This is a genomic window from Coriobacteriia bacterium (assembly GCA_031292615.1).
GTDB lineage: Bacteria > Actinomycetota > Coriobacteriia > Anaerosomatales > JAAXUF01 > JARLGT01.
Window position 1 is genome coordinate 16,959 of sequence record JARLGT010000122.1, and the last position, 13,129, is coordinate 30,087.

The following is a 13,129-nucleotide window of genomic DNA, read 5'->3' on the forward strand; positions in this document are numbered from 1 at the left end:
CAAACACTGGCTACCAAACACGAGGAGCGCCATCATGGCCCGAGCTTCCGCCCGACACATTCTGGTCCCCAGCGCCGAGCAGGCCGAGGATCTCAAGGCGCAGATCGCAGCAGGCGCCGACTTCGCCGAGCTTGCTCGCCAGCACTCAAGCTGCCCCTCGGGTAAGAGCGGCGGAGAGTTGGGTGAGTTCGGTCCCGGCCAGATGGTCGCCGAGTTCAACAACGTGTGCTTCAACGAAGAGGTCGGCGTCGTACATGGGCCGGTCAAGACGCAGTTCGGCTACCACCTCATCGAGGTCACGAAGCGCAGCGAGTAGACGACCAGTGAAGATGAGGCCGGTCCCAGATGGGGCCGGCCTCTTGTGTCTCCCTGCAAGATGACGCGCGACGATTTGCCTACTGGGTCGTGGCCGAGTGCCCACGCGAGATATGTGCCTGAGTCGACGCGCGCCTCGTGGCGATCGGGTAGCCGTAGTCAAACGCCGCGACCAAGCTGTACGTTCCTCCACCCAGCTTGTGAGGATACGAGAACGAGTACGTGAACTTCTGCCCCGGGCGAATGAGGCTCGTCTTCTTGCTCCATGACTTCACGAGCCGTCCCGAAGGCGAGTAGATCGCGAAGCGCGCAGTGCCTTGGGTGATAGCGTTGCCGGTGCTCTGCACCGTCTGTCGCACCGTGACGCGCTTGCTGCCAGCCGACACACTCGCGTGAGTCGTCGCGTCGATTGAGCGGGCCGTGGCCGTGTTGTCGAGGCTCGAGGCCCACAAGATGCTGGCCTCGAGGTACGCACCGGCAGCTTCGCCCTGGTGAATCCCGCTGGGGGTCAGAGGAGTGTAGTTGTTCGTGTTGTAGTTCTGCAGGTAGTCGATGATCTCGAAGTAGAACTTCACGGACCGGCCGGCTGCGTACTTCGTAGCCAACGCCGCCGTGTAGGTCCCGCCGTAAAGCCGCTTGATCGACGGAGTCAGGATGTTGAAGTCGGCTATAGACTGAGAGTCGACTCCAGGCTTGATCGGCTGCGCCATCTCAATGCTGACGCCGGGGTCCCGGTGGATCGTGATGCCCGCTATCGACCCGTTCAATCCGCGAGCCTGCAGAATCGCCGAGGCACTGGCGATGATCGAGCAGTTGGGATTGGGCTTGAGCGTGAAGACCGGCGTGTAGGTGCCGTCGTTGACGAACTTCGCCTGATAGACGGAGGAGAGCGGGCCCCATTCCCACGCGTTGGACTTCATCACGTTCCACCACCACTCGTTCATGTGGTCCTTCACGCCACGACGCGGTGCGTGAGCCGGGTCGACGCGAGGCGAGCTCATCGTGGAAACGAGCCCGCCGCCGGCCGCGACGTAGCGCGCGACCGACTCAGAGGCCTTCTTGCCCAGGGCATACATCGACGGCATGACGATGACGTCGTACTGCTTCAGGTTGTCGGAGTTCAGGAGGTCCCGGTCGCCTTGGATCTCCGTGACGTCGTAGCCGCGTCCCTTCAAGTACGAGAGAACGGCTGCCTCCTTGCTCGCATGCACGTAGCGACTGGGAGTGCCACGGTAGTTCAGCCAGTCGAGAGTCGTTTGCGAGTGCACGACAGCGACTCTGATTGGCGGAGGATTGTAGCCGTCGCGAGCGATTGTGATTGGGGTAGCGAGCGCGGCTGAGGCCGTGCAGATGAACAGCGAGAACACGACACATGCCAAGAGAACTGCGGGAACACGACGCATGGCGAAACCTCCTGCGAGTGGCGGGTCACCCCACTCATCGGCCCCTCGTCTGGCGTTCTTTACACAATCGATGCTTGGACTGTGACGCCCGGCACAGGAAAGGACAGGTAGAATGGGACTGAACACAGCGCGGGTCGTGCCACCCGCTTCGTAACAGCTACTTCAACCCACCCTCCGAGGAGCGCGCATGTTCTATCGCAAGACTGTGCTTGATAACGGCGTCACGGTCATCTCCGAGCCTATGGACTCGGTTCGCTCGATCACGCTCGGCATCTGGTTCGCCGTTGGGAGCCGCGACGAGTCGGCCCCCGAGGCCGGCATGTCCCACTTCATGGAGCACATGATGTTCAAGGGCACGCCGACTCGCTCCGCGCGCACGATCTCCGAGGAGTTCGACCGCATCGGCGCGGAACTCAACGCGTTTACGAGCAAGGAGTACACGGCGTACTACAGCCGCTTCGTCGACGAGCACCTCGAGAAGGCCTTCGACATCTTGGCCGACATGGTGGTCAACGCCAATCTCGACGACCCGAGCTGCATCTCCGAGCGCGAAGTGGTAATCGAGGAGATCGCTCGGATGGAGGACACCCCCGACGATCAGATACACGAGCTGTTCAGCAACGCGCTGTGGCCCGAGCATCCCATCGGCCTGCCGATTCTCGGCTCGCGCGAGACGGTGGGCGGCTTCGACCACCTGCAGTCGGTCGCCTTCCGCAACCGCCACTACCTGACCGGCAACGCGGTTGTTGCCGCAGCCGGAAGCGTCGACCACGACGCGCTCGTCAGACTCGCCGAGGACAAGCTCGGCGCCATGGCCAACGGCCCGCGCTCAGTGCGCCCCGTCGCACACGCGGTCAGCGTCCCGCGCCTCACCGTGCTGCACAAGGACACCGAGCAGGCGCACATCTGCTACGGCGTCTCGACCATGAACGCGCATCACCCCGACCGCTTTGCTCTGTCGCTGCTCGATGCAGTGCTCGGCGGTGGAATGGCGTCTCGGCTGTTCCAGGAGATCCGCGAGAAGCGCGGGCTGGCGTACTCGGTCTACAGCTTCTCGGCGCTGTACCAGGACACCGGCGAGTTCGCCGTCTATGCAGGCACGCGCCCGAGCAACGCCGAGGAGGTCGTGGGCCTCATCCGCACTGAACTCGACCGCGTGGCCAGCGATGGAGTAACGCCCGACGAGCTCGACCGCGTTCGCCAGGCGTCGACGGGCCACCTCGTGCTCGGCATGGAGTCCACCCGCAATCGCATGACGCGCCTTGGCCGCAACGAGGTCACCGGCGGCGAGATCCTCTCGGCTGACGAGATCATGGAGCGTTACGACGCGGTGACGATGGACGACCTGCGCCGCGTCTCTGCCGAGGTCCTCTCCGCCGAGAAGGTGCTGGCCGTCATCGGCCCGTTCACGCCCGAGAAGCTCGAGCACCTCGTCAAGTAGGTTCGCGTCGCCGTCCAACCCCGAATCCCGAAGGACACAGCCATGATTCGAGTTCTCGTGTCAGGTGCCGCCGGCAAGGTAGGCAGCGAGGTCGTGCGCGCCGTTGCCGACGCATACGACATGGAGGTCGTAGCCGCGGTCGATCCGGGCATCTCCGGCTGCCTCGTGCCGACCGCAAGCGGCGAGCACGTCGAGTGCCGAGCAGATCTCGCGATGGCCATCGAGGGCACAAGACCTGACGTCATGGTCGACTTCACGCATCCCACGGTCGTCGAGGGTAACCTGCGCGTCGCGCTGGCCGCTGGTGTCGACTGCGTAGTGGGTACCACCGGCCTCTCCGAGCAAAAGCTTGCCGAGCTGGCCGCGCTTGCTCCTGCGGGCACGACGCTGTTCTTCGCGCCCAACTTTGCGATCGGCGCGGTGCTCATGATGCAGTTCGCCCAGCAGGCCGCGCGCTTCATGCCCTACGTCGAGGTCACCGAGCTGCATCACGACAAGAAGGCCGACTCCCCGTCAGGTACCGCCATCCGCACGGCTCGCATGATCGCCGCCGCCCGTGGCGAGGCGCCGAGCGTGCCGGGCCGAGAGACCGAGCTGCCGGGCATGGAGGGCGCGCGTGGTGCTGTCGTCGACGGCGTGCACGTGCACTCGGTGCGCCTGCCCGGGCTCGTCGCGCACCAGGAAGTGCTGTTCGGCGGTCAGGGTCAGACGCTAACGATCCGCCACGACTCCATCGACCGCACGAGCTTCATGCCTGGCGTGGTGCTGGCTGTGCGCGAAGTCGGCGCCCGCAGCGGGCTGATCGTGGGCCTCGAGAACCTGATGGGAGAGTAGTGTGACTGAGCGCAAGCCGATCGTCGTCATGAAGTTCGGCGGGACGTCGGTGGCGGACGCCACGGGGCGCGCCGCAATCGCCGCCCGCGTGCAGGCAGCACTCGAGCTTGGCCGCGCTGCGGTGGTCGTCGTCTCGGCGATGGGGCGCAAGGGCGCGCCGTACGCCACCGACACGCTGCTCGACCTCGTCGATGCATTTCCCGCCGAGCCGCACGAGACAGACCTGCTCGCCAGCGTGGGCGAGGTCATCTCGGCGGTCGTGGTCGCACATGAGCTGCGTGGAGCGGGTATTCCCGCAGTCGCGTTTACCGGCGCCGAGGCTGGCATCCTGACAGACGGCGTCCTGGGCGACGCCTCGATTACCGAGGTCCATCCGGGCACGCTACTGGCCGCCATCGACGAGGGCAAGGTCCCCGTCGTCGCCGGCTTTCAGGGTATCGCCGAGAACGGCTGTCTGACCACGCTGGGCCGCGGCGGCAGCGACACCACCGCATGCGCGCTAGGCGTGGCGCTCGAAGCCGAGGAGGTCGGCATCTACACCGACGTGGACGGAGTGATGACCGCCGACCCGCGAACCTGCGACGGCGCTGAAGTGCTCGAGGTCATCTCGGCAGAAGAACTGTTCCAGATGGCGCGTGCGGGTTCGCGCGTCGTGCACACGCCCGCGGCCGAGCTCGCACTCTCAAGCGGGGTCGCGATGCGCGTGCGCAACACCTTCAGCGACCACGAGGGCACGCTGGTGGCCGACATCGCCGGCTACCGGCCCACGAGTGTGGCTACCGCCGTGAGCCACACGACCGGCATCGCACGGATGCGTGTCGCGTTGGGCGCGCATGAGGGCACGCTGGGGCACATGGCGGCTCAGACCCGCGTCTACCGCGCGATGGCAGATGCTGGCGTGTCGCTGGACATGTTCACGCCAATCGGCGACGCACTGATCTTCACCGTCGCCGAGCCGGTCTTGGACCGCGCTGCCGAGGTCATCCACGGGCTTGGGCTGTTGCACCAGTCGCACCGCGGGCTGTCGAAAGTCACGCTCGTTGGTGCAGGCATGCACGGTGTGCCGGGCGTCATGGCCCGCATGTCCGAGTACCTTGTGACCGCTGGCGTCGACGTCTATCAGTCTGCCGACTCGCACACCACTATCAGCGTCCTGGTCCCCGCCGAGCAGACCGAAGTTGCCGTGCGCGCGCTGCACGATGGCTTCGCGCTGGGCGACTAGCACCCAAGATGCGCCCCGTCATTCTCTACATCACCGCGTCCTTGGACGGGTTCATCGCCGAGCCAGGCGGGGGCATGGGTTGGCTCGACGGGGCCTCGTCTGCCGACACCGACTTCGGATACGCGGAGTTCTACGCATCGATCGACACGATGCTCATGGGTAGCGCCACCTACGAGTTCCTGTTGCGCGAGGCCGACCCGTTCCCGCACGCCAACCGCGAGGTCTTCGTCTTCGTCAGCCGAGACCTTCCGCTCGCAGCAGAGAGTGTGGCCCTCGTCCGCGCCGACGCGGCCGAGTTCGTCCGCAATGTGAAGGCCCGCGAGGGCGGTACTATCTGGCTCGTCGGTGGCGGCAAACTCAACTCTTCGCTGCTCGATGCCGGGCTCATCGATGAGATCCAGCTGTTCGTGCAGCCCGTGGTACTCGGCGGGGGAGTGCCGCTCTTCGCCTCGCCTAACACGGGCGCTCGACTAACGCTCGAGACGACCCTTCAGTGGCCGCTCGGAGTCGTTGAGCTGCGGTATCGTCTCGCCGAGGCGTAGCATTAGGCTTCGCAACACCTCGGTTACGCGGGGCGCGTGCGACGACGTGTGTCAGAGCGCTGTGTCACAATGGAACCCACACAAGGCACTCGCGCACCCGCATCCAACCTGCGGGCTCTGTTGATTAGGGGACACGTCAGATGAGTACGCCGCGCTTCGGCCGCATGATCACAGCCATGGTCACGCCGTTCTCCGCCGACCTCGAGCTCGACCTTACGCGGGCTCAGGAGCTCGCTCTCAAGCTCGTGGCCGATGGCAGCGACGCGCTGGTCGTGTGCGGCACCACGGGCGAGTCGCCAACCGTGTTCTATCCGCAGAAGATCGAGCTCTTCAAGGCAGTCATCGAGGCTGTGGGCGGCAAGGTGCCGATCATCGCTAACGCTGGCGACAACTGCACGGCCGACTCGGTCGACTTCGCCCGTGAGGTCGAGAAGCTCGGGGTCGACGGGATCATGGCCGTCGTCCCGTACTACAACAAGCCGCCACAGGAGGGTCTGTACCGCCACTTCCGCACGATTGCGGAGTCGGTCGATCTGCCGGTCGTTCTGTACAACATCCCCGGTCGCAGCGTTATCAACATGACCGCCGAGACCACCCTGCGCCTCGCGCACGACGTCGAGAACATCGTGGCGGTCAAAGAAGCCAGCGGCAACTTCAGCCAGATCGGCGAGATTGCGCACGGAGCGCCGGATGGCTTTGAGGTCCTCTCGGGCAACGACGAGGACACACTCCCGCTCATGGCGCTGGGCGGAACCGGCGTGATCTCAGTGATCAGCCACATCGCCGGGCCGCGCTTCAAGGAGATGGTCATGGCTCAGGCCGCAGGTGACCATACAAAGGCACTGAGAATCCACCTCGAGTTGCTGCCGCTCATGAAGACGCTCTTCATGACGAGCAACCCGATCATGGTCAAGAAGGGTCTTGAGCTCCAAGGCTTCCCGGTGGGAGGCCTCAGGCTGCCCCTAATCGACGCTGACGAAGCTCAGACTGCGGAGTTGGCACGAGTCATGCGCCATACAGGGCTACTGGACTAACGACTGCTTCGGGCGGCGGCAACGCCGCCCGTTTGATATCTGGAGCACGACCGACTCCGCCGCCCGACAAGGGTGACGGTTAGCACGTACAGAATGCGGCGCACGTTTGAGCCGCGCGTTTGGCCGCATTCCCGCGGCCGAGAGGAGATTCGCCGAATACCTATGACCCAGAAACCAGAACGTCTTCGCGTCATCCCGCTTGGTGGGCTCGACGAGATCGGTAAGAACATGACCGTGTTCGAGTACGGCAACGACATGATCTTGGTCGATGCCGGCATCATGTTCCCCGACGACGATCACCCCGGTGTGGACTTGATCCTGCCCGACTTCTCCTACGTCACCAAGCGCAAGGACAAGCTGCGGGCCATCATCATCACGCACGGTCACGAGGACCACACCGGAGCGCTCCCGTACCTACTCAAGGACCTCGATAGGCAGATCCCGGTCCTAGGCACCAAGCTCACCTTGGGCTTGATCCAGGGCAAGCTTGAGGAGCACAAGCTCAAGAAGACCAAGCTGCGCGAGGTCAAGGCGGGCAGCCACGTCTCGCTCGGCCCCTTCGGTTGCGACTTCTTCGCCGTCAACCACTCAATCCCAGACGCGGTCGGCATCTTCATTCGCACCCCCGTGGCCAACGTCGTCCACACGGGCGACTTCAAGCTCGACCAGACCCCGATAGACGGTCGCATGACCGACTACGGCGCGCTGTGTAAGTTCGGCAAGGTGGGCGTCGACCTCCTGATGTCAGACTCCACCAACGCCGAGACCCCCGGCATCACAGCCTCCGAGGCCTCGGTGGGCGACGCTTTGCGCGACATCATCGGCAAGGCCGAGCAGCGCGTTATCGTGGCGTCGTTCTCGAGCCACATCCACCGCATCCAGCAGGTCTGCGATGCCGCAGTCGACGCTGGACGCAAGATCGTCGTCACCGGGCGCTCCATGATTACCAACACCAAGATCGCCCGCGAACTTGGCTACCTCGTCATCGCCGACGAGAACATCGTCGACGCCTACGACGCGCACGGACTGCCGCCCGAGAAGGTCGTGGTCATGTGCACCGGTAGCCAAGGCGAGCCTCTTTCGGCCCTCGCGCGTATGGCCAACGGCGACCACAAGACCGTCTCAGTCGAGCGCGGCGACACCGTGATTATCTCGGCGACACCGGTACCCGGCAACGAGAAAGCCGTCAGCCGCGTCATCAACCGGCTTGCCAAGGCGGGCGCGATTCTCAAGCACAAGAGCAACGCTAAGGTCCACGTCTCGGGTCACGCGGGTTCTGAAGAGCTCAAGCTCATGTTGAACCTCGTGCAGCCGACGTTCTTCATGCCTATCCATGGCGAGACGCGCCACCTGACTGCCCACGCTCGCCTCGCCGAATCAGTCGGCATGTATACCGAGGACATCTTCGTACTGGACAACGGCGACTGCCTCGAGCTCGGGCCCAATGGAGCCCTGGTCAGCGAGCGCGTCGAGCATGGCGTCGTGTACGTGGACGGCCTTGGGGTGGGCGATGTCGGCAACGTGGTCCTTCGCGACCGCCAGCTGCTTGCGCAGGACGGAATCGCCACGGTCGTGATCACAATCGACGGCCAGACCGGCAAGGTGATCGGCGAGCCGGAACTCGTTACGCGCGGCATCGTTTTCGGTGCCGAGGGCGACGCCCTGATGGCCGAGGCCCGCGCACGAGTGGCCAAGACGCTCGCGAAGACTGCCAAGGAAGGCGCCACCGATCAAGCTGTTATCAAGAATGCGGTTCGAGAGTCGCTTTCGCAGCTCCTGTGGGAGAAGATTCGCCGTCGTCCGATGATCATTCCAGTCGTCATGGAGGTCTAGCCAGTGACCCATGTTTGGGCCGTTGTTCTCGGCTGCGTTCAAGGCCTCGCCGAGTTCCTTCCAATCTCGTCGACCGCACACCTCAAACTCGTTCCGTGGCTCTTCCAAGTTCGCGACCCCATGCTGTCCAGCGCGGCGTTCGATATCGCGCTGCACGCCGGTAGTCTGGTCGCAATCCTGGCGGCGCTGTGGCGCGACTGGCTCGACATGTTTGTGGCAGCCTTTGGCGGCAAAGTCCCCGAGAGTCGTTCCGCTCTGGCCAGCGACTCACTGAAGCACCCAACGTTCGCGCGCAAGTTCATCGGGTTCTTGTTGCTGACCTCGATTCCGGGTGGAATCTTCGGCGTGCTGCTTGAGTCCAAGCTCGAGTACCTGTCCACTCCGGATGTCGCAGGTCACGTGGCCAGCGGACTCGACGCTGCGACCTTCCACTACGCGCCGCTTCTGCTCGGAGTGTGCCTCGTCGTCTTCGGTGTCGTCCTGTGGGCCGCAGACCGGTTCGTGAAGCGAGCGGACCCGCTCGAGTCGATGAACTGGTGGAAGGCGCTCCTGATCGGCTTTGCTCAGGCGGCTGCGCTGATTCCCGGCGTCTCGCGCTCCGGCTCGACCATGACGGCGGGTCGCCTGCTCGGTATCGAGCGCGAGAGCGTAGCGCGCTACTCGTTCATGGCGGCGGCTCCCATCATCGCGGGTGCAGCCATCTTCGGTCTGCGCGACGTACCTCTGGCGCAGTTGCTCTCCGTGGACTGGGTGCTCGGCTTTGTCGCCGCGGCCGTGTCGTCGGTCCTGGTCATGCGGTGGATGCTCGCGTACGTGAAGAACCACTCGTTTGCGGTGTTCATGTGGTACCGCATCGCCTTCGGTGTGCTGGTGATCGGCGTATTCTTCCTGCGCGGATAGGCCACCGAGGTCGACGAAACTCTATACTTGATTCCGCTAGGGATTCTCGTGACCGTCTCATTGCAGCCTGATTCGTAGTAGTAGGAGTCCGTGAATGCCGTCATCCGGCGCGCAATCGAAGACCGGCAAGCGCAGCGCACCAGCGCGTAGCGGCTCACGCAGCGCAACTCGAAGAACCACCAGCAAGCCCGGGATGCTTGACGACCGCTCCAAGCGCGAGATCGTCGGGGTGGCCTTGGCGCTGATCGGCGTGGCGCTGCTCATATCCGTACTGAGCCGCCATACCGGCGTCGTGACCGACGCTGGCGCGCTTGGACTCAAGCTTGCCTTCGGAGTGGGCGCCTACTTGATTCCCGTCTTCCTCGTCCTCTGGGGCGTCAGCTTCTTCGTGCGCGCCGAGATCCACGAGATTCGAACGGGTATCGGCCTCGGGGTGATCGCATTGGCGGTCATCTCTATCGCTGCGCTCATGAGCCCCAGCAGGCACCTGTTCGAGGCAGCGGTGCTCTCCGCTCACGGCGGCTACGTCGGTGCCGGGGTGGCTTGGGCGCTCATTTCGACCACGGGCGCGACTATCGGCTATGTGCTCTTGAGCGGGCTGGTCATCGTGGGGCTTATCATCACTGGGCTCTCAATCACGAGCCTCGTCGAGTGGGTCCGCGATGTCTTCGAGCGCGAGCCCGAGGCGCCCCGCGAGTCACGCTCGCGTCAGCGCGCGCCGCGCACCGTCCCGCTCGTCGGCGACGGCGCTGCCGAGACCGCGGTCGAGGCAGCGGCAGCTGATCTGGGTGTGAGACGCCGCAAGGCTGGCGACGGCCCGGATCCGGAGGCCGCGCGCAAGACCGTCCCCACGCCGCGCACTGTCTCGCCGCGGGCGATGGAGGGCTTCGTCTTGCCGCCGCTGACCATGCTGCATCAGACGCCCGCCGAGAGCGCGAGCAAGCACAAGGCGTCCGACGGCGAGCAGCGCGTCACCGCGACCGCAATCGCCGAGACACTTGCGACCTTCGACATCCCAGCACGCGTGGTCGACTTCGTTGCAGGTCCGACGGTCACCCTCTTCGAGGTCGAGATCGCCAAGGGCGTGCGCCTGTCGCGGGTCACGGCACTCGCCGATGACCTCGCTCTGGCACTCGCGGCCTCGACGGTGCGCATTCTGGCGCCGATCCCCGGCAAATCACTGGTCGGAATCGAAGTACCCAACCAGCGCCGCTCGTCGGTCACGCTCGGCGACGTGCTCGCGCCTGCGGGCGAGGGCGGACCGCTTCTGCTCGGCATCGGCAAGGATGTCGCGGGTGCTCCGGTGCTTGCCGATCTCGCATTGATGCCGCACCTGCTGATCGGCGGTACGACGGGCTCGGGCAAGTCGGTTGCCATCAACGCCATGCTGATGTCGATCCTGCTGCGCACGACGCCCGCCGAGGTGCGCATGATCTTGATCGACCCCAAGCGTGTTGAGTTGGGGCTCTACAACAACGTGCCACACCTCTACGTGCCGGTCGTCACCGAACCCAAGGAAGCCGCAAGCGCCTTGGCCTGGTCGGTCTCTGAGATGGAGCGTCGGCTCAAGGTGCTGCAGGTTGCCGGCGTGCGCAATATTGGGGCTTACAACGCGCAGGTCCAGGACGGCAAGGGTCCCGAGGGCGCCGTCGAACTGCCGTACCTGGTGATCGTCATCGACGAGTTGGCCGACCTGATGATGGTCGCCGCCAAAGAGGTTGAGGACTCGATCGTGCGCATCGCGCAACTTGCGCGGGCCGCCGGCATCCACCTCATCGTCGCGACGCAGCGCCCCGAGGCCAACGTCGTAACCGGCATCATCAAGGCCAACATCACCAACCGCATCGCCTTCAACGTGGCGAGTGCCATCGACAGCCGCGTCATCCTCGATCAGCCCGGCGCCGAGAAGCTCGTGGGCCTGGGTGACATGCTGTTCTCCACGCCGGCGTGGGCCAAGCCCAAGCGCATCCAAGGCTGCTACGTCGCCGAGAGCGAGATCGAGGAAGTGGTCGAGCACCTCAAGAAGCAGGGCGCACCCGACTACCACGAAGAGATCTTGCACCTGCGCGTCTCGTCGGTAGGCGGTGGCGTGGACTCGGGCGAAGACGACGACCCGCTCATCTGGGAGGCAGCCGATATCACGGTGACCAGCGGTCTTGGGTCGACGTCGATGCTGCAGCGCCGCCTCAAGGTGGGCTACGCGCGCGCAGGTCGCATCATGGACATGCTCGAAGCCAAGGGCATCGTTGGCCCGCCGGATGGCAGCAAGCCCCGCGAGGTTCTGGTCGACATCGAAGAACTCGAATCAATCCGCGCCTTTGATCGCGAAGACCGCGAGAACGGGGGCCAGCAGTAATGGGCCAGCTCGGCGATACGCTCCGTGATCGGCGAATCTCCCTCGGTATCTCGCTCGAGACGGCCGAGAACGACACGAAGATCCGCGCGCGCTTGCTCGAGGCACTGGAGGCGGGGGAGTACGACAAGCTTCCGAATCCTGGCTACGTGCGCGGCTACGTCTCGAGCTACTCGCGCTACCTCGAACTCGACCCGATCCCGCTCCTCGCGATGTATCGCGCCGAGACGGGCTCTGGACGATTCCACGACATCAACGTGCCCGAGCAGACGGTCGCGGCCCGAAACGAACAGCACGCCGTGCCCTGGCGAGTCGGCGTCATCGCATTCCTGATCGTGGCGGTACTGGTCGCGGGCAGCTGGGTGGTCTACAGAGCGCTCAAGGGCCCGTCCAAGCCACCACCCATCCCAGCAACCACCTCGGCGTCCACCGGCGTTACGCAGACCGCGGGCGTCTCCCAGCCGTTCACCGTCAAAGTGACGGTCTCATCAAATGGGGCATCGACCCTCAAGGCGACCGTCGATGGTGGCTCGGCGTTTAACGGCACGTTGACCGGCGGACAGAGCCAGACCTTCCAGGTCTCGCAGAACGTACAGCTCAAGATCGGCAAGCCGTCGCAGGTCACCGTGACGCGCGACGGCAAGAAGGTCGCGATCCCCGGTGCGGCGAACTCGTCGCTCACGATCACGGCGACCCAACCCTAAGCCCCAAGAACCCCCGTGTTCGACACCCAAGCAGAGGAGGGCCAGATGGCCAAGGACAACAGCTTCGACGTGGTCTCCGAAGTCGACCTGCAAGAGGTCGACAACGCCTATCAGCAGACACTCAAAGAGCTGGTCAACCGCTACGACCTGAAGGATTCGGGCGCCAAGATCGAGTTCTCGAAGGCCGACAAGAACTTCACCCTGCACGCGCCGAGTGACTTCGTCGCGAGCCAGGTCATCGACGTGCTCAATACCAAGCTGGTGCGCCGCAACATCGACCTGAAGGCGATCGAGTGGGGCAAGTCCGAGATGGCCAGCGGCGGCACGGTGCGCATCATCGGCAACATCGTCATGGGCATCGAGATCGAGCTGGCGCGCAAGATCAACAAGGATATTCGCGACCAGAAGTTCAAGTGCAAGGTCCAGATTGAGGGCGACAAGCTGCGCGTGTCCGCTCCCGTGCGCGACGTGCTGCAGGAGGTCATCGCCTTCCTCAAGAAGCAGGACTACGGCATTCCTCTGCAGTTCACGAACTACCGGTAGCCGGC

General features: G+C 64.5%; 12 protein-coding genes. 11 read left to right on the forward strand and 1 reads right to left on the reverse strand.

Features of this window, described 5'->3' with window-relative positions; genetic code table 11:
* The first annotated feature begins 34 nt into the window (after positions 1–34).
* The gene (locus P4L93_11180; protein ID MDR3687506.1) at positions 35–316 is read left to right on the forward strand and encodes a peptidylprolyl isomerase; all 282 of its coding nucleotides are present in this window, start codon (positions 35–37) and stop codon (positions 314–316) included.
* 79 nt (positions 317–395) lie between these two features.
* Here P4L93_11180 and P4L93_11185 read toward each other — a convergent pair whose 3' ends face one another.
* Positions 396–1,718 carry a beta-galactosidase trimerization domain-containing protein gene (locus tag P4L93_11185; protein ID MDR3687507.1) on the reverse strand — a complete coding sequence of 441 codons (1,323 nt, stop codon included), beginning with the start codon at positions 1,716–1,718 and terminating at the stop codon, positions 396–398.
* Positions 1,719–1,905: 187 nt separating this feature from the next.
* On the opposite strand from P4L93_11185, the gene P4L93_11190 reads away from it, so the two are divergent.
* The 10 genes from P4L93_11190 (at position 1,906) to P4L93_11235 (ending at position 13,124) form a co-directional block, all read left to right on the forward strand.
* On the forward strand, positions 1,906–3,159 hold the full coding sequence (locus P4L93_11190; protein MDR3687508.1) for a pitrilysin family protein: 1,254 nt from the start codon (positions 1,906–1,908) through the stop codon (positions 3,157–3,159).
* A gap of 42 nt (positions 3,160–3,201) precedes the next feature.
* A complete protein-coding gene (dapB, locus tag P4L93_11195; protein MDR3687509.1) occupies positions 3,202–3,993 on the forward strand; it encodes a 4-hydroxy-tetrahydrodipicolinate reductase in 792 nt (263 codons plus the stop codon).
* Between the two features lies 1 nt (position 3,994).
* Positions 3,995–5,215, forward strand: a complete 1,221-nt coding sequence (locus P4L93_11200) for an aspartate kinase (protein MDR3687510.1) — start codon at positions 3,995–3,997, stop codon at positions 5,213–5,215.
* Between the two features lie 8 nt (positions 5,216–5,223).
* The gene (locus tag P4L93_11205; GenBank protein ID MDR3687511.1) at positions 5,224–5,757 is read left to right on the forward strand and encodes a dihydrofolate reductase family protein; all 534 of its coding nucleotides are present in this window, start codon (positions 5,224–5,226) and stop codon (positions 5,755–5,757) included.
* A 140-nt stretch (positions 5,758–5,897) separates the two neighbouring features.
* Positions 5,898–6,791: a 4-hydroxy-tetrahydrodipicolinate synthase gene (dapA, locus tag P4L93_11210; GenBank protein ID MDR3687512.1), complete on the forward strand. Its 894-nt coding sequence runs from the start codon at positions 5,898–5,900 to the stop codon at positions 6,789–6,791.
* 162 nt (positions 6,792–6,953) lie between these two features.
* Positions 6,954–8,624, forward strand: a complete 1,671-nt coding sequence (locus P4L93_11215) for a ribonuclease J (GenBank protein ID MDR3687513.1) — start codon at positions 6,954–6,956, stop codon at positions 8,622–8,624.
* A gap of 3 nt (positions 8,625–8,627) precedes the next feature.
* On the forward strand, positions 8,628–9,524 hold the full coding sequence (locus P4L93_11220) for an undecaprenyl-diphosphate phosphatase (GenBank protein MDR3687514.1): 897 nt from the start codon (positions 8,628–8,630) through the stop codon (positions 9,522–9,524).
* A gap of 94 nt (positions 9,525–9,618) precedes the next feature.
* Positions 9,619–11,880 carry a DNA translocase FtsK 4TM domain-containing protein gene (locus tag P4L93_11225; protein MDR3687515.1) on the forward strand — a complete coding sequence of 754 codons (2,262 nt, stop codon included), beginning with the start codon at positions 9,619–9,621 and terminating at the stop codon, positions 11,878–11,880.
* Complete coding sequence (locus P4L93_11230; GenBank protein MDR3687516.1) at positions 11,880–12,581, forward strand: DUF4115 domain-containing protein; 702 nt, start codon at positions 11,880–11,882, stop codon at positions 12,579–12,581. The genes P4L93_11225 and P4L93_11230 overlap by 1 nt, the downstream gene beginning before the upstream one ends.
* Before the next feature lie 45 nt (positions 12,582–12,626).
* Positions 12,627–13,124 carry a YajQ family cyclic di-GMP-binding protein gene (locus tag P4L93_11235; GenBank protein MDR3687517.1) on the forward strand — a complete coding sequence of 166 codons (498 nt, stop codon included), beginning with the start codon at positions 12,627–12,629 and terminating at the stop codon, positions 13,122–13,124.
* The last annotated feature ends 5 nt before the right edge of the window (positions 13,125–13,129 follow it).